The sequence below is a fragment of the Pseudomonas edaphica genome (assembly GCF_005863185.1).
Lineage (GTDB): Bacteria > Pseudomonadota > Gammaproteobacteria > Pseudomonadales > Pseudomonadaceae > Aquipseudomonas > Aquipseudomonas edaphica.
Genome location: NZ_VBVZ01000060.1, coordinates 1 through 17813, shown reverse-complemented (window position 1 = coordinate 17813; position 17813 = coordinate 1). Strand labels below are relative to the sequence as shown.

The 17813-nt window shown below is 59.1% G+C and carries 14 protein-coding genes; 13 read left to right on the top strand and 1 reads right to left on the bottom strand.

Annotated features, from left to right (window positions below):
* Window positions 1-381, bottom strand: a 381-nt coding sequence (locus FEM54_RS06405) for an Hcp family type VI secretion system effector (RefSeq protein ID WP_138450050.1), incomplete at its 3' end; no start/stop codon positions are given.
* 479 nt (window positions 382-860) lie between these two features.
* On the opposite strand from FEM54_RS06405, the gene tssA reads away from it, so the two are divergent.
* From tssA to FEM54_RS06335, 13 genes are all read left to right on the top strand, one after another.
* The gene (gene tssA, locus FEM54_RS06400; protein ID WP_138450051.1) at window positions 861-2444 is read left to right on the top strand and encodes a type VI secretion system protein TssA; all 1584 of its coding nucleotides are present in this window, start codon (window positions 861-863) and stop codon (window positions 2442-2444) included.
* 34 nt (window positions 2445-2478) lie between these two features.
* Complete coding sequence (gene tssB / locus FEM54_RS06395; RefSeq protein WP_017136831.1) at window positions 2479-2976, top strand: type VI secretion system contractile sheath small subunit; 498 nt, start codon at window positions 2479-2481, stop codon at window positions 2974-2976.
* Between the two features lie 26 nt (window positions 2977-3002).
* Window positions 3003-4478: a type VI secretion system contractile sheath large subunit gene (gene tssC, locus FEM54_RS06390; RefSeq protein WP_017136830.1), complete on the top strand. Its 1476-nt coding sequence runs from the start codon at window positions 3003-3005 to the stop codon at window positions 4476-4478.
* Complete coding sequence (gene tssE / locus FEM54_RS06385) at window positions 4475-4894, top strand: type VI secretion system baseplate subunit TssE (RefSeq protein WP_218172152.1); 420 nt, start codon at window positions 4475-4477, stop codon at window positions 4892-4894. The genes tssC and tssE overlap by 4 nt, the downstream gene beginning before the upstream one ends.
* Complete coding sequence (gene tssF / locus FEM54_RS06380; RefSeq protein ID WP_138450048.1) at window positions 4884-6671, top strand: type VI secretion system baseplate subunit TssF; 1788 nt, start codon at window positions 4884-4886, stop codon at window positions 6669-6671. The genes tssE and tssF overlap by 11 nt, the downstream gene beginning before the upstream one ends.
* Window positions 6635-7627, top strand: a complete 993-nt coding sequence (gene tssG, locus FEM54_RS06375) for a type VI secretion system baseplate subunit TssG (RefSeq protein ID WP_017136827.1) — start codon at window positions 6635-6637, stop codon at window positions 7625-7627. The genes tssF and tssG overlap by 37 nt, the downstream gene beginning before the upstream one ends.
* A gap of 6 nt (window positions 7628-7633) precedes the next feature.
* Window positions 7634-10078 carry an AAA family ATPase gene (locus FEM54_RS06370; protein WP_240792716.1) on the top strand — a complete coding sequence of 815 codons (2445 nt, stop codon included), beginning with the start codon at window positions 7634-7636 and terminating at the stop codon, window positions 10076-10078.
* A complete protein-coding gene (locus FEM54_RS06365; RefSeq protein WP_138450045.1) occupies window positions 10075-11604 on the top strand; it encodes a sigma-54 interaction domain-containing protein in 1530 nt (509 codons plus the stop codon). The genes FEM54_RS06370 and FEM54_RS06365 overlap by 4 nt, the downstream gene beginning before the upstream one ends.
* Window positions 11605-11821: 217 nt before the next feature.
* Window positions 11822-13015: a type VI secretion system-associated FHA domain protein TagH gene (gene tagH / locus FEM54_RS06355; RefSeq protein WP_138450043.1), complete on the top strand. Its 1194-nt coding sequence runs from the start codon at window positions 11822-11824 to the stop codon at window positions 13013-13015.
* Window positions 13012-13494, top strand: a complete 483-nt coding sequence (tssJ, locus tag FEM54_RS06350) for a type VI secretion system lipoprotein TssJ (RefSeq protein ID WP_017136823.1) — start codon at window positions 13012-13014, stop codon at window positions 13492-13494. The genes tagH and tssJ overlap by 4 nt, the downstream gene beginning before the upstream one ends.
* Before the next feature lies 1 nt (window position 13495).
* Window positions 13496-14824 (top strand): type VI secretion system baseplate subunit TssK, encoded by a 1329-nt coding sequence (tssK, locus tag FEM54_RS06345; protein ID WP_138450041.1) that lies wholly within the window; start codon window positions 13496-13498, stop codon window positions 14822-14824.
* A gap of 5 nt (window positions 14825-14829) precedes the next feature.
* On the top strand, window positions 14830-15696 hold the full coding sequence (gene icmH, locus FEM54_RS06340; protein WP_138450039.1) for a type IVB secretion system protein IcmH/DotU: 867 nt from the start codon (window positions 14830-14832) through the stop codon (window positions 15694-15696).
* 15 nt (window positions 15697-15711) lie between these two features.
* The coding region (locus FEM54_RS06335) for a type VI secretion protein IcmF/TssM N-terminal domain-containing protein (protein ID WP_276614445.1) at window positions 15712-17813 on the top strand (2102 nt) is incomplete at its 3' end.

The window sequence follows — 17813 nt, the reverse complement described above, 5'->3', positions numbered from 1 at the left end:
GGGCATGCGTGACTGGATGTCCACGATGGTCGCACCCTCAAGCTCGATGGTGAAATAGTGCTCCTGGGTGCCGGCCGAGGAGGTGCGGAACCATTGCAGTTGGCATTTGACTTCTTCGCCACTGGTCAGCGCGCTGAACAGCAGGGGCGATGATTTATCGAAGACCTTGCTGATCATCAGCGGTTTGTGAACCCTTTGGCCGGTTGGCTGACCGGATTGCGGGTCACGGGGAATGATCACTTGATGCGAAAAAGCCTGGACCAGGATCTGGTCTTCGTGGCCCTCCTGATAAATGTTGCCTACCGAGTCCTGGGTAAACGTGCCTGCCGTAATCAGTCCTTGTTTGACACCGGTGATCGAAAGGTATGCGGGTGTTGGCATGACGGGTTTCCTTGCCTGATGGTTGAAGTAGTGCCCAGCGGCAGTTGTGCCGGCTGGGCAAGTTCCTATAACAAGAAGCGTGCCTGAAATTAACAAGCCCAGTAAAAGCAGGGGGTTGCCTGTTGTTGAGCTTGATTTCATTAAGAAGGTGGATGTTTTAATCCGATTTAAATGAAATTGGTTGCGCAGAAGTGTGCATTAATTTGCTCGTCTAGTTTTTTCGTGTGCTTATTGGAGGAGAGGGTTAATTGAGCATGGCGTGCTGGTTTTGCTGCGCAAAATGGTGCGCACGCCAATGATTTAGGGGTTTGTAGGAAAATCCTTAAGTGCCGATTTGACACTTGCCGGATGTTATTTGTCCAGCTAGTGTTTGCGAACTTCGTGGAGAGAGTGGCGAGGTTTTTATAATCGTGTTTTTTGCGCCTGAGTGTGCTTCAGGTGTGCAGAATTTAATTGTTTTAAATGGTGTGCGGCCCAAAATGGATTATTCAGGCGCTTTGTGTGGCTATTATCTTGAACTTGCCTTAGTGCCCTGTTCGCAGGGTAACTTTGCAGGCAGCGATATGCGCTTTTCAAGTGAATATGAGGCCTTGGAGTCCGAGCTTGGCAAAGTGCAATCGATACATGTCAGCACCCAGCCGGACTGGCAGGAGGTCATGCACATCAGCGAGTGCCTGCTGCGTCAGCACACCAAGGATCTGCGGGTGGCGGCCTGGTTGACTTGGGCGCTGTACCAGCGTGAATCCTTGCCGGGGCTGGTGGCGGGCCTCGGGTTGATACGTCATTTATGCGAGCACCATTGGGCGGTTGTCTATCCGGCAAAATTACGCACCCGTGGCGCAGCACTGGGCTGGTTGGCGCTACGCTTGGAGCAGGTATTTGCACAAAGCTTTTCGCTCAAGGACCAGCAGCCATTGTTTCGCCGCATGCTTGAGCACCTGACGCACCTCGATGAGCTTTGGTCTGCGCATTTGAGTGATGAGGCACCGACGTTATTGCCGCTGCGCAGGCAATTGACGCAGCGCTTGGCGCAGGCCGTAGAAGTGGAGCTGTCAGAAGCCGGTTCGGCGCGTGTGACTGCTCAGGTCAAGCAGGCGACGACGCGGCTGCTGATCCCCGAGTCGGCAACGGGTCACGACAAAACGGGTAACCAGACGATAGCCAGTGAAAAAGAGGCCCACAAGTCACTGCGCGCCTTACAGGAACGTGGCCGGCACTTATGCAACTGGTGGCTGCGCCAGGATGCGACCGACCTGCGCGCCTTGCGGCTTAACCGGACACTGACTTGGCTGGCACTCAACACCTACCCGGACGCTGACAGTGACCGGCTCACGGTGCTTCGTGGCCCGACGCCCGACAAGCTCAAGCGCTACCGGAAGCGTTTTGCCCAAGGGCATTACGGCGACCTGTTGCTTGAACTTGAGGCCAGCCTGGCGGGTGCGTTGTTCTGGTTTGACGGCTTGCACATGGTCTGGGAATGCCTTGACGCCTTGCAGGCCGATCTGGCTAAGACCGAACTGGAAGTCAGCTTCGCGCTGTTATTGAAACGTTTGCCAAACCTGCCCGAATTCAAATTTCACGACGGTGCGCCGTTTGCCGATACCGCCACCCGGGACTGGATCACGCTTCAGGTCGCTCGACACTTGCAGCCGCCTGCGCCGTCCGGCGTGGTTGTGGATGCCAACGCCGAACCCTGGGAAGCGGCCTTGCAAGAGGTCATGCCCAGGTTGCGTAAGGACGGGCTCAAGGAGGCAATACACGAACTCAAGCAGGGCATGCACACCGCACGCAGCGAGCGCGCGCGTTTTCATTGGCGTCTGGCACTGGCGCGGTTGTGCGTATCGGCAGGCAAGCAAGAGCTGGCGAAGGTGCAGCTCGAAGACTTGGACCACGAGCTTCAGCGCGCCGGTCTGGATCGCTGGGAGCCGGAACTGGCACTGCAGGTTGCGCAGCTTTTGTATCGCTGTTGCGAGCTTTTGCCGCAAAGCCAGGCCATACGCGAGCGTAAGGAAACTACCCACCGAAGGCTCTGCCACTTCGATGTTGAAGCGGTACTTGAATAGGCTTTTGAACCCCCTCGAAAAAAGGAGATTTACCGTGGCCAAAGAAGGTTCGGTAGCACCCAAGGAACGCATCAATATCACCTTCAAGCCCGCCGTCGGGGGCGCCCAGGAAGAGGTTGAGCTACCTCTGAAATTGCTGGTGCTGGGTGACTTCGCCCAGCGCGAAGACCCACGCAAGCTCGAAGACCGCAAGCCTATCGGTATCGACAAGAACACCTTTGATGACGTGCTGGCCAAACAGGCACTGGCGTTGACGCTAAGTGTGCCTAATCGCCTGCAGGAACTGCCCGATATCGAAGCACTGTCGATCCAGGTGCGGGTCAACTCGATGAAGGATTTTACCCCGGCGAACCTGGTCGAGCAGATCCCGGAGCTGCAAAAACTCATGGCGCTGCGTGAAGCACTGATGGCCCTCAAGGGGCCATTGGGTAACACGCCGAGCTTTCGCAAGGCGATCGAACAGGCGCTGGCGGATGACGACTCCCGCGCACGTGTATTGACCGAATTGGGGTTGAGTGACCCCACCGCCTGACATTTTCAGTAAAGGACACTGACGCCATGACCACCCAACAGCATCCGCTACCCACCCGAGTGGCTGACGAGCACAGCATTCTCGATACCATCATTGCCCAAACACTGCTGAGCGCGGATGACGAGGCCTACAGCATTGCCAAACGCGGTGTCTCGGCGTTTATCGAAGAGCTTGTCAAACCGCACAACAGCGGCGAGCCGGTCAAGAAGCGTCTGGTCGATCGAATGATCGCCGAGATCGACATGAAGCTCAGCGAGCAAATGGATGAAATTCTTCATCACCCGGATTTCCAGGCACTGGAAGCTTCGTGGAGAGGGTTGCAACTGCTCGTCGATCGCACCAATTTTCGCGAGAACATCAAGATCGAACTGCTGAACGTCTCACGACAGGACCTGCTGGACGATTTCGAAGACTCCCCGGAAACCACCCAGTCCGGGCTCTACAAGCATATCTACAGTGCCGAGTATGGTCAGTTCGGCGGCCAGCCCGTGGGCGCGATCATTGCCAACTACTTCCTTGGGCCCAGCGCGCCGGATGTGAAGCTGATGCAATACGTTTCCAGTGTTGCCTGCATGGCCCATGCACCGTTTATTGCCGCCGCAGGGCCGAGCTTTTTCGGTTTGGAAAGCTTTACCGGTCTGCCTGACATGAAGGACCTCAAGGATCATTTCGAGGGGCCGCAATTTGCCAAATGGCAAAGCTTTCGTCAGAGCGAAGACGCTCGTTACATTGGCCTGACCGTGCCGCGGTTCCTGTTGCGTACCCCTTACGATCCCCTTGAGTGCCCGGTCAAGACATTTGCCTACCAGGAAAACGTGGTCAACAGCCACGAACACTATTTGTGGGGCAATACCGCGTTTGCCTTTGCCACCCGGCTGACGGACAGTTTTGCCCGGTTTCGCTGGTGCCCGAACATTATCGGCCCGCAAAGCGGTGGGACAGTGGAAGACCTGCCCCTGCATCATTTCCAGAGCATGGGTGAAATTGAAACCAAGATCCCGACCGAAGTGCTGGTCTCTGACCGTCGTGAGTACGAACTCGCACAGGAAGGTTTTATTGCCCTGACCATGCGCAAAGGCAGTGATAACGCGGCGTTCTTTTCCGCCAGTTCAGTACAAAAACCCAAGTATTTCGGCAGCAGTGCCGAGGGCAAGGAAGCTGAGTTGAATTACCGCCTGGGAACACAACTGCCCTACATGATGGTGGTCAACCGGCTGGCGCATTATCTCAAGGTGTTGCAGCGTGAGCAGTTGGGTTCATGGAAGGAGCGTACCGACCTTGAGCTGGAGCTCAACAAATGGATCCGCCAATACGTTGCCGACCAGGAAAACCCCAGCGCCGAAGTGCGTGGGCGGCGCCCATTGCGGGCTGCCCGCATCGTGGTCAGTGATGTTGAGGGCGAACCTGGCTGGTACCGCGTTAACCTCAGTGTGCGTCCGCACTTCAAGTACATGGGCGCGGACTTCACCCTGTCCCTCGTCGGCAAACTCGACAAAGAATGAGAAAGGGGCAGGGGATACCCGACTATCGCAGCCTTTTTGAGCGTCTCGAAGGCCTGGCATCCGCCAGGGCCGGAAGTGTAGCGTCGATTGCCGCGCACTTGGAGAACATGCTCGGCACACGTGCAGGCAGTGTCTTGACGCTGCCTGACTATGGGCTGCCCGACCTCAATGACATGCGCTTGAGCCTGCATGAGTCATTGAGTCAGTCGCGCCTGTCGATTGAGCGTTTCATCCAGGTTTACGAACCACGCCTTTCGAATGTGCGTGTCAGGGGCTTACCCGATACTGGCAACCCCTTGGTCCTGGCGTTTGTGATTGAGGCAACACTGCTCATCGACGGCGTTGTGCAACCAGTGGTTTTTAACGCGCAGTTGGCCGGTGGTGGTCGGGTTGAGGTACTGCCTGATGTCCTTTAACCACTTTTACCAAAGTGAGCTAAGTGCCTTGCGCCAACTTGGGCGGCGTTTTGCTGAACGCAACCCAGCCTTGGCACCTTTTCTCGCCGACTCAGGCCAGGACCCGGATGTAGAGCGTCTATTGGAAGGCTTCGCCTTTCTGACCGGGCGCTTGCGCCAGAAGCTTGCCGACGAGCTTCCAGAGCTGACTCACTCATTGATGCATCTGCTGTGGCCCAACTATATGCGGCCACTGCCGGCGTTCAGTATCTTGCAATTTGACCCGTTGAAACATGCGTGCACCACGGTGAGCGTAGAACGGGACACGCCGGTTGAAAGCGTGCTGGTCAATGGTGAGCGCTGCCGCTTTCGTACCTGCTACGCCACCCAGGTGCTGGCGTTGCAACTGAGTCGCCTGGAGTACGTGTCCCAGGGAGCACAAACGCTCCTCAACCTGCACATGGAGATGAGCGTCGAGGGCAATTTGAGCCAGTTGGCGTTCGATCAATTGCGTTTGCACCTGGCGGGTGATCGACAGGTGAGCCAAGGCTTGTACCTGAGCTTGTTGCGTCATCTGGAAGGCATCGAATTGCGGCTCTTTGACCACGAAGGGGTTGTGATCAAGGATCGCGATGGCCAGCCGTTGTCGCTGCGGCTTGCTGCAAGCCAGGTAAAACCGGTGGGGTTCGATGAGGAGCATGCACTGATTCCCTATCCCGCCAACACCTTTTGCGGTTATCGCCATCTGCAGGAATATTTTGCGTTTACGGACAAGTATCTGTTTGTCGATGTAATGGGGCTGGATGCGTTAGAGGCGTTGCCAAATGAATTGCGCAAGCAGGCGAGATGTATAGAGCTGCGTTTCAAGTTAAACCACCCCGCGCATGCGGCGCATCGCCCCACTCTGGACAACGTAAAGCTGTATTGCACGCCGATTGCCAACCTGTTCAAGCACGACGCGGTGCCCATTCGCCTCGATGGCAAGCAGGATGAGTACCTGCTGCTGCCGGGTGGCATAGCGCGGGGCAATGCCGCGGTCTTTTCCGTGGACCAGGTGACCGGATGGCGCCCGGGTGGGCTGGGCTACCAGGCGTATGTGCCGTTCGAATCCTTCGAGCATGGCAGTGGCAATGCCACTTCGGCGCGCACGCCCAGCTACAGCATTCGTCAGCGCTCGTCGGTGCAAAGTGCCGAACTGGATACCTGGTTGAGTTTTGGCACTGGCCCAGGCAATGAGCAGGAAACCCTTTCGATTGAATTGACCTGCACCAACCACAACTTGCCACGGCTGCTGCAGGTGGGAGAGATCAATCAGCCCTGTGAACAAACCCCGGAATTCCTGACGTTTCGCAATATCTGTGCGCCGACGGCAAGCTTTGCTCCGCCTTTGGACCAGGACTTCCTCTGGAAACTGATCAGCAACATGTCGCTCAACTACCTCTCGTTGACCGATACCCGTGCCTTGAAAGTCATCCTCCAGACATACGACTTGCCGCGCTATCACGATCGACAGGCTCACAACGTCAGCCAGCGAAGACTGGATGCGTTGAAGTCCATCCGTCATCAAGCCGTCGATCGAATACATCGTGGGCTGCCGATACGTGGCCTGCAGGTCGACTTGAGTATTGACGTCAACGGCTTTGCCGGCCAGGGCGACCTGTTTGTCTTCGCCTCGGCACTCAATGAGTTTTTTGCCCTATACGCCGGCCTCAATTCGTATCACGAACTGCGGGTCACCAGCACACAAGGAGACGTGTATCTATGGCCACCCCGGATGGGTCGGCAGGCCCTGCTTTGACTGCTCTAGCACGCACAATTCGCGAGTATTCGTTATTCCAGGCGGTACTGCAGGTGATTGAGCGCCTGCGCGACAGCCATCCTTCACTGGATGACGACGCGTTATATGACCTGCTCGAGTTCCAGGCCAACCCAAGCTTGGGTTTCCCTGGGCACGACATTGACCGGGTGGTTTTTTTTGTCGAGCACGGACAGTTACGCGCGCGCCTGCGTCTTAACGTGCTCGGCTTGTTTGGCGCCGGTTCGCCATTGCCTGGGTTTTATCAAGAGCAGGCGAGTGGCAGCGTCAGCCGTGGCTTTCTCGACGTATTTCACCACCGCCTGCAGAGGTTGATGTTGCCGATCTGGCGTAAGTATCGCTATCGAGCGAGTTTTCGCACCGACGCCAGTGATGCTTTTTCCGCGCAGATGTTTGCGCTGGTCGGGCTGGGCAGCCGCCAGATTCGAGACGCGGCGCAATTGGACTGCAAGCGGTTGTTGCCGTACCTGGGGCTACTGAGCCTGCGAGCGCATTCGGCAACGTTGATCGAAACGGTGCTGCGCCATTACTTCAAGCACAGTCGTTTGTTCATTGAACAATGGGTTGAACGCACGGTGGTCATCGCTCAACAGCAACGCAATCAACTCGGTACGGCCAATAACGTGCTTGGCGAAGACCTGCTGCTCGGGCACCGGGTTGCCGATCGCAGCGGCAAGTTCAGGGTGCATGTCGAGGGCTTGAGCTGGCAGCGCTTTCACACGTTTCTACCCGCCGGCAGCGCGTGCAAACCGTTGTGCTCGCTGGTTCGCCTGATGCTGCGGGTGCCATTGGACTATGACGTGCGCCTGGTACTGGCCGAGGGTGAAGTGCGGCCATTGCATATTGGCGAGCGCAACGTATGTCGTCTCGGTTGGACCAGTTGGTTGGGGTACGAGCGTGCCGACGGTGTGGTCACTCTGGCCAGCCACTCTGATTAGGGACTGATGATTATGATGAATGTAGACCTGCAACAACTGATCCGGACCTTGACCCCGCAAACGCGCGTTGACTTGGCGCGGGCAGCTGAACGATGTGTTACGCGCGGTGGCAAGGAAGTGTTGGTTGAGGACCTGCTGCTGACACTGCTGGAACACCATGATGGTCCTTTGGCCAGGGCGCTGGCGGATGCCGAGATCGCTCCAGGCGAGCTTCAGGCCATGCTGCAGCTCAAAGGTGAACACAGTGCATCGCGCAGCCCGGTGTTTGCCCCGGCACTCGTGCAGTGGTTGCAACAAGCATTAATGGTTGGCCACCTTGAACTGGGGCAGGTTGAAGTCGATGCCGGTGCTTTATTGCTGGCACTTCTGCGCCATCCACTGCAACACGCGGGCAGTGGTTATCAGCAATTGCTGAGTCGTTTGGACGCGCAACGGGTGCTCGATTTTTTGTTGAGCCAGGGATCTGGAACTGGCCCTTTGCGACCAGGCGAGTCGCTGCTGGAGCGCTTTACCCACGACCTGACGCATCAAGCCCGCGAAGGCCGTATCGACCCGGTCCTTTGCCGCGACGCAGAGATCCGTCAATTGATCGATATCCTTGTGCGTCGGCGCAAGAACAACCCGATCCTGGTGGGAGACGCGGGCGTGGGTAAGACCGCCATCGTCGAAGGGCTCGCTTTGCGAGTGGTTGCCTCACAGGTGCCCGAGCCACTCAAGGGAGTACGCATACTGACCTTGGATATGGGCTTGTTGCAGGCCGGCGCCAGCATCAAGGGCGAGTTCGAACGGCGGCTCAAAGGTGTGATCGACGAGGTCAACGCCTCACCACAGGCCGTGATCCTGTTTATTGATGAGGCACATACCCTGGTGGGTGCCGGCGGGCAGGTGGGTGGAGGCGATGCCGCCAATTTGCTCAAGCCCGCCCTGGCGCGCGGTCAATTGCGCACAATCGCAGCCACGACCTGGTCCGAGTACAAAAAATACATCGAAAAAGACCCAGCGCTGGCACGGCGCTTCCAGCCGGTGAAGGTTGGCGAGCCGAGTGTGGCGGCGGCAGTTTCCATTTTGCGCGGGTTGGTGCCGGTGTATGAAGCCAGCCATGGCGTCTATGTACGCGACGATGCGGTGGTGGCGGCAGCGCAACTGAGCGCTCGTTACCTGGCGGGGCGCCAGTTGCCGGACAAGGCCGTCGATGTACTGGATACAGCCTGTGCGCAAGTGCGCATTAGCCTGACGGCGGCGCCTGAGGTGTTGCAGCAGCTGTGCGCTGAATTGGCCGAGGGCACACAGCAGCGCGTGGCGCTTGAGCGCGATGTTCAAGCAGGCTTGTCAGTTGACCAGCCAGCGTTGCAAACACTGGTCCGGCGTCTGGACGCCCTCGAGCTTGAGCGCCAGCAAGCCGAGCAGGGCTGGATGCAGCGTGAACAGCAGCAAGCCAGTCACGAGGTCTGCCCACGGGTGGTCGCTCAGGTCATCAGCGGCTGGACCGGTGTTCCGGTCGAGCAACTGGCGTTGGAGCACAGTGAGCGCATCCCGGGTTTTGCCGATGCCCTGCGCGAGCGAATTATTGGGCAGGAACCGGCGGTGCAGGCGCTTGATCGCAACCTGCGAGCGGTGGCTGCAGGCCTTAATAATCCTGAGGCCCCAGTAGGCGTATTTTTGCTGGCCGGCCCAAGCGGGGTCGGCAAGACCGAGACGGCGCTGGCGCTGGCGGACTTGCTGTACGGCGGCGAGCGGTTTGTGATCACGCTCAATATGTCGGAATACCAGGAGCAACACTCCCTGTCCCGATTGATCGGAGCGCCTCCCGGTTACATTGGATACGGCGAGGGCGGGGTGCTGACCGAGGCCGTGCGCCAGCGCCCCTATTCAGTGGTGCTGCTCGATGAAGTCGAGAAGGCCGACCCAGAGGTGCTGAACCTGTTCTACCAGGTCTTTGACAAGGGCTTGGCCAATGACGGTGAAGGTCGCGAAATCGACTTCCGTAACACGCTGATCCTGATGACGTCCAACCTGGGCAGCGATTGCATCACAGCACTGTGCGCCGATGGCCAGCGCCCTGATTCTGAGGTGCTGGAGGAAGTGATTCGCCCCGTATTGCGCGCTCACTTCAAGCCGGCTCTGCTTGCCCGGATGCGTGTCGTGCCGTATTACCCGCTCGCAGGCGAACGGTTACAGGACGTGGCAAGGCTCAAGCTTGCGCGCCTTGGCCAACGGCTGCACACGCGTGAACTGGTGTTCAGCTACAGCGCCGAACTGGTCACGCACATGGTCGAACGCTGTATGCACCAGGACAGTGGTGCGCGTTATATCGACCAGTGGATCGAGTCCCACCTGCTGCCGCAGATCGTTGATCGCCTGCTCAGTGCGATGGCCGTTGGCGAATCCCTCTCTGCCACCCACGCGACGCTGGATGGCCGCGGTGTGCCTGTGTGTGAGTTCAGCCAATGACGCACAGCGCATTCAAGCCGTTGCCTGGTCCGCAGGCCTGCACCGACCAACTGCTGGGCTGGTTCACCCGCCTGGGATTTGAGCGTGAGGAATCGACGTTGGCGCAGCTTTGCGTCACGGCCGCTGCGCAGTTGAGCGAGTGTGACCTGTGCCAACTGTATGCGCGGGAGGAAACCACCGGCCAGTTGGGGCTGATCGCTCAATACTTCCCTGACGGGGAACCCTCAGGCGAGCGGGCTGCAACTGTGGAGGTTCAACACCAGCAGTTATTGCACTACGTCCTTAACCAGGGGCGGGAGCTGACCATTGATGAACTGTGCAACAGCGCCTATGACAGCGGTTTTCTGCCCGTAGCGACGTTGCCTTGGCACTCGCTGACATGCCTGCCCTTGTTCAACCGGAGCAAGGCGGTGTGCGGCGTCCTGCTTTGTGCCAGCCTGCGCCCGACGCAATTTCAGGGCTACGCCGTGTCGTTGGGCCAACTGGGTAGCTTTGCCCTCGGCCAATTAACTCTGCGCCGGCTTGCCCATCCTGGGCGCATCACTGCTGTTGCCCAGCGCTGTGCGCCCGTCACAGGCGGCTATGGCTTGATCGGCAACAGCACCGCGATGGAAGCGACCTGTCACCTCATCGGCAAGGTTGTGCAGGCGCCTTTTACCGTGCTGTTGCACGGTGAAACCGGCACTGGCAAGGAGGTGGTGGCGCGTGCGATTCACGCCGCCGGCCCGCGCAGCACGCGAGCGTTTGTCGTGCAAAACTGCGCAGCCTTCCCTGAGGGCTTGCTGGAGAGTGAGCTGTTCGGCTACCGCAAAGGCGCGTTTACCGGTGCGGAGCGTAACTATGCTGGGCTATTTGACGCGGCTGATGGCGGCACACTGCTGCTGGATGAGATTGGCGATATGCCACTCTCCCTGCAGGCAAAGCTGCTGAGAGTTCTACAAGAAGGTGAGGTGCGCCCCCTGGGCGCCAATACCGCCCACAAGGTCGACGTGCGAATCATCGCCGCCACCCATCGCGACCTGCTGGCAATGGTCAGCCAGGGGACTTTTCGCGAGGACCTCTATTACCGATTGGCACAGTTCCCTATCCAATTACCGGCCTTGCGTGAGCGTGACGGTGATGTGCTGCAGCTTGCCCGGCACTTTGCTGAAAAGGTCTGCGCGGCACTCGAAAAACCGGTGGTCAGTTGGTCCAGTGCCGCGCTTGATCAGCTCTCCGGCCACGCCTTCCCAGGCAATGTGCGTGAGCTCAAATGCCTGGTGGAACGGGCGGTGCTGCTGTGTGATGACGGGGTGATTTTACCTGAGCACCTGTCGCTGTCGTCGGCTCCCGCGGGTACGACCGCCGAAGCGACTCTGCGTCAGCGTCTGGAGCGGGTGGAACGGGTCTTTCTGATCGATTGCCTGCACAAGAACCGTGGCAATCGAACGCGCACCGCGCGTGAACTTGGGGTCGCGCGTCGCACGCTGCTGTACCGGCTTGCGCGTTTGAATATCCCCATGGGCGCGTCTCGAGGCGAATGCTGAATGGCGTATTCACGCTGGCGTGCTCATGGGCTCTGCGATGCCCCGTTTGTTTTATCTACCTGGGAGAACCCGATGCCTGATCGTCCATGGCGAGCCGTACTGCTTGTGTTGTGTTTACTGAGCGGTTGCAGCGCCAATTATGTGTTTGATGACGCTGACTATCGTCCTTTGGGTGACTCCCAAGCGACCCGTCGCGGCCAATGAAATGGAGCCTTTCATGCAATTAGTGCTTGAAGTGTGTGATGGCGGGAGCGATGAGCCGCCACCGCGCAAGGTGTTCGATGGAGTGGGCGGCGTGGTCGGTCGTGGAGCCGGTTGCGACTGGAGTATTTCTGACCCCAGTCGCTTGCTTTCCAGTCACCACGGGTTGATCGCGTACCGTGACGCGCGTTATTTCCTGACGGATATCAGCAGTAACGGTATCCGTGCGGTGAGCAGTGGCAAGTCGCTGCAAAAGGGGCAGGCGCGGTTGATCGTGGAGGGTGATGTTTTCCAGTTGGGGCCATTTGCTATCCGTGCGCGGTTGATTGAGCGCGTGGCGTCGCATTGCCAGCCATTATCCACTGCGGGCGGGGTGATACCCGATGATGCTTACCTGGGCCTGGACCCCGTTCAAGAATGGGATCGCCAGTCGATGCACGGCGCACCGCCGTGCGAGCTGGACGCCTTGAACGACGTGCAAGAGGCACCGAGTGCCTGGATGTCTGGTGACGATGTTGAGCGCGACTACCTGACCTTACCTGCACAGGCAGACGTTTTGGTAGAGAGGGTCGAACCTGTCTTGCCTGACTCGCAGGCGCCCGAGGCCGACGAAGTGTTCTGGGCGCAGTTCGCCAAAGCGTTGGGCGTCAGTGCGCAGGCGCTCGATTGCGCTGGCCGCGAGGCGTTGGCGATTAAGGCTGCGGGTTTACTCAGGCACGCGATTGATGGGTTGCAACAGAGCCTGCGCACTCACGACGAACTGCACAACGAATTGGACCTGGACGCGAGCACCTTGATCAAACGTCCGAACGCGTTGAAAGACAGCCTGTGCATTGACTCTGCGTTGGCGTCGTTGCTGGGCACGGGCGAGTTGGCGCAACCCTGCGCCGAAGCGGCCATTACGCAGGTGTACCGGCAAATGCAAGTGCATCAGGTCGCGCTGCTCGTTGCATGCCGCACGGCGCTGCGCACCTCGTTGGCGACGTTTGCCCCTGGCCACTTGCTGGCCAGTTTTGAGCGCGATGACAAGGTGCCGAGGTTCTTTGCCGACAGGGCGCATTGGCGGGCCTACCAGCGCCACTATCAACGAGTGGTCGAAGAAAATGCATCGAATACGGACCTGTTGCGCGGCAACTTTTCCAAGGCCTATGAGGAGCAGGTACGCCTGGCCTCGGCGTTGTTTGCCACACCTTCGGGAGGATGCCCATGACCCGTGTCGCCCTACCTCTTTTGGTTGTATTGGTGCTGCTGGGTGGTTGCAGCAACCTGTCACCGTTTTCCACATTGACCAAGCTCGACTTGACGCTGGCCGCCAGTGACGAAGTGAACCCCGACCTGCATGGGCGCCCCTCGCCGGTGGTGGTGCAGCTGTTTGAACTCAAGCATCCAGTGGCATTCGAAAACGCAGATTTTTTTACCCTGTATGGGCATGCCGAGCAGGCGCTGCCCAAAGACTGGGTGAGCAGCGAGGAGCTGGAGCTGCGCCCCGGCGAGCAGGTGGCCCTCAAGCTCAGGAGCGAACCGCAAAGCCGTTACGTGGGCATCATTGCGGCGTACCGCGATTTACCCCATGTGCAATGGCGCTGGGTGCTGGCGCTGGCGCCACAGCAAGTCACAAGAGCACACCTGGTGCTTGACCAGGCGGGTATCCGTGCTGGCGACCCGCTCGCCAGCCTGGAGGAGAACTGATATGCAGGCTCATAAAGTCATCTGGCAGGAAGGGATGTTGCTGCGCCCCCAGCACCTGCAACATAACGACCGTTATTACCATCAGCAGCTTAATCGAACTCGCTTGCTGGGCAGTGATGCCTGGGGTTTCCTGAGCCTGGACATCGACCTGCAATACCTGAACCTGGGCAAGCTGGTGGTCAATCAAGCCAGTGGCGTTTTGCCGGATGGCAGTCTTTTCGAGTTGACCACCGCCATGGCGCCACTGGTGCTGGAGGTGCCGGCCAACGCGGGTAGGCAATCGGTGTACCTGGCGTTACCGATGACGACCGGCAATCAGGTTGAAACCCGCACGCAGGAGGCGCCGGAGGTGTTGGCGCGCTACATCGCCTGTGACATTGAAGTGGCGGACTCCAATGCGGGCCGGGACGCTCGTTGCCAGATCAGTTGCGCACGGCCGGATTTGCGCCTGTTGCTGGGTGAGCAGCCGGGGGATGAGGTCTACGTGAAGCTGAAGATTGCCCAGGTGCTGGAATGCTCTGCTGAAGAGGGGCTGCGTATGGAGCCTGATTTTGCCCCGACGTTTATTTATGTGCAGGGCTCGGGGTTTGTTTCGTCCTGCCTCAAAGAAGTGATCAGCCTGCTCGCCAGCCGGGGGGATGCGATTGCTGAGCGGATGGGCGGCAATGGCGCCACGGCGGGTGCGCAGATTGCGGACTTTTTGATGCTGCAACTGATCAATCGGACCGAGCCGGTGTTGCGCCATTATCTGGTCCAGGCGCAAGTGCGTTCAGAGGCGTTATTCCGCGAGATGCTGTCGATACTGGGCGAACTGGCGACGTTTGCCAGCGACAGCAAACGTGCCACCCAGCAGGTGCGCTACCTCCACGGCGACCAGGGCGCGAGTTTTCGTGGGTTGATGGCGGGGTTGCGCACAGTGCTGTCGATGGTCTTTGAGCAGCATGCCCTGGAGCTGGTACTGCAACAGCGCCAGTATGGGGTAATGGTCTGCCCAGTGGCCGATCTCAAGCTGCTGGGCACCGCGACATTCATCCTGGCAGTCGCGGCTCAATGCGACTCGGAAGAACTGCGCCATCGTTTGCCGGCCCATCTGAAAATCGGTCCCGTAGAGCGCATCCGCGAACTGGTCAACCTGCACCTGGCGGGCATCAAGGTCAAACCACTGCCGGTGGCGCCCCGCCAGATCCCTTTTCATTCCGGTAAAACCTATTTCATGCTCGAACTCAGTGCCCGGGATATCGCGCAGTTGGAGCAATCGGGTGGTTTTGCGTTCCATGTCGGCGGCGAGTTCAGCGAGTTGGAACTGACCTTCTGGGCTATCAGGAATTGAACAGCATGAACATGGACAGTGATTACCCGCTGGATGAAAAAACCGTGTTGCTGGATCGTAACGGCCACGGCCCGGTACAGCGCCCGGTGACGGACTTTCCCTCGCCACCGCGTTTTGAACAGTTGGAAGACCGCATGGTCTACGCCGCCGCTGTGCAGGGCGCTCAACGTTTCAACGTGGGCCTTAACCCGCTGGTGACAGCGGCCTGGGAACTGATGTGCGAGGTGCTTGAACTTAAACTCAGCAGCGGTCGGGAAAACCTGCAGACGCTCAATGAGCGACTGGCCGCAAGCCTCACACGCTTCGAGGTCCGCGCCCAGCATGAAGGCATGGAAAGCGCTCAGGTGATTGCTGCTCGCTATGTGCTGTGCAGCGTCGTTGATGAAGCGGTAGTCACCACGGCGTGGGGAAGTCGCAGCGACTGGTCGAAGATCAGTCTGCTGAGCCGTTTTCACAACGAAACCTTTGGCGGCGAAAAGTTTTTCCAGCTGTTGGAGCGACTGTCTCGCGACCCCGTGAAGCACTTGGCCATGCTGGAACTGATGTACCTGTGCCTGTCGATGGGTTTTGAAGGCAAATACAGGGTCATGGAGCGCGGCGTGACCGAGCTTGAGGGCGTCCGTGACGCCTTGTATCGCCAGATAAGACACGTGCGTGGCGACCCGGTGTCTGTGTCCGCCTCTGTTCCCCGGCCGGAGCCGGCACGCCGCAAGCGGCTGCGCACACTCTCCGCAACCTGGTGTGTGGCGTTGGGCTTGATCGCTTTGCTGGCGATGTATTCGGCAACTGCCTGGGTACTGGAGCAGGAGCGAGCCCATGCATTGCAACCCTTTCAATCTTCGGCGCCGGAACTGACTCCGACGCCCTTGTAACGCTGGGAACATTGAATGAACGCATTCTTCAAGGGCGCGGGCAACCTGCTGCGCATCGTTTGGGTATGGAGCTTGTTGCTGGTGCTTTCCAGCGCGTGCCTGGTGTGGTTTTTCGGGCCTGTGCTGGCGGTGGATGACCACCGGTTCTGGCAAGGTGCTACGGCTCGGCTCGTGACTATCAGCGGGCTGTTTCTGCTATGGGGGCTGGCGATGGTCATTGCGGGCGCACGCCACAGCGCAAGGTCCAAAACCGACGAAAGCCGGGCCGACCGTCAGCATCCGGGGCTGGTAGAGGATGAGCGCAAACAGGTACGCGCCCGTTTCAAGGACGCGCTGCACACCTTGAAAACATCTCGCCACTATTTCGGGCGCAGCGTGCGCTCACGCAACGAACTGCCCTGGTACTTGTTGATCGGACAGCGAGGCAGCGGCAAGAGCGCTTTGCTGGCAGCGAATGGCTCGCAGCGCCCGCCGGATCACCTTCAAGCCGCATCATCAGGGGCCAGCGCCTACTGTGACTGGTTCTTCGCCGATCAGGGCGTCCTGATGGAGAGTGCCGGACGCTACCTGGACCAGCCCGACCGCGCGGTCGATGCCGCAGGTTGGTCAACATTACTCGGGCTGCTCAAGTCCAGGCGGCGAGTACGTCCACTCAACGGCGTGGTGGTGACGTTGTCGGTGGACACGCTGTTGGGCAGCAATGAGCATGATCTGGAGCGCCATGCACGGCATGTGCATTCCAGGTTACAAGATATCCAGCAGACGCTGCATATCGATATTCCGGTTTATCTGGTGCTGACCCACGCTGACCACATCCCAGGCTTTACCGCGTTTTTTGATACGCCGCACGACAGCGCCGCAGAGGGCGTACTCGGTGAGCTGATCACTGGCAGCCACACGGGTGTGCCTATGGCGCAGGTGCGTCAGGTGTTCGAAACGTTGCTGCAGCGCCTGAGTGGCGAACTGGTGCAGCGCCTGCACCAGGAGCGCAATGTCGAGCGCCGTGGCTGGATGCTGGGTTTTGTGCCCCAGGTGGCACGCATCGGTGAGCGTTTATGCCTGTTTATCGAAGTTGCGTTCTGCGCCCATCGCAATCAGCGCATCCAGGGGTTGCGAGGTTTCTATTTGACCTGTGCCGGTGAGCGGCACGAACGCTTTGTCCAAGGTCTTTTCAACCAGGTGATTTTCGCCGAGGCCGATATTGCGGGGCTGCACGCCGAGGAGCACCGACGCATTCGTTGGCAGCAGGCGGGATGGGCGAGCGCCGTAGCACTGGTCATCGGTGCGGCGGGCATGCTCTGGGTGCACAGCTATGGGATCAACCACCAACGCCTGGAGCTGTTGGCGCAGTTAGGTCAAGTTAATACGCCAGCCCCGGACGATGCGGACCATACGTTGGGGTTACTGACATTGCTGGACAATCGCCTGGCGGCCACCCGGGTGTTTCCGCCGGTGTCAGAGGCCGGCGTGCTGGAGAGAGCCGGACTGTTTCAGGGTGAAGTGAGCCGACCACCGTTGGTCAGTGCCTACAACGACGCCCTGCAGCAAATGGTCGCCCAGGTCGCTTCGCTGCTCGAAGCACAGGTGCGGTCGAGCCTTGGGGATCGTGAACGGTTACTGGATAACCTGCGCGCCTACCTGATGCTCAATCTGCGCGAGCGACGTGATGCCGGGTGGCTGGCGGAGCGCGTGGCGACTCGGTGGTCCGAGCGCTATGCCGGTGAGGCTTCGACGCAGGCGCGCCTGAGTGAGCACTTCGGCCGGCTGCTTGAACAACCTTTTGCCGCGCCACTCAATGATGAACTGGTCGCCCAGGCTCGCCAGGTGCTGCGCGGAGAGTCGCTGGCAGACGTGGTATATCGCGTGCTGCGCGAGCAATCGCACACGCTGGAGCCCAGCCGTCTCACCGACGGCACTGTGTTCATGGCGCTGGACCAACCGATTTCCGGGTTTTACAGCAAGCGCTATGTGCAGTATTTCGACCAGCAAGGCCCGCGATTGGTTAACGCGATTGTCCTGGACAATTGGGTGCTGGGGCAGGCGACTGACCTCAGTGCGATGGAGTTGCGCCGGTTGATAGTCGAACTCGAACAGCGCTATTTCAGCGAGTACGCCGA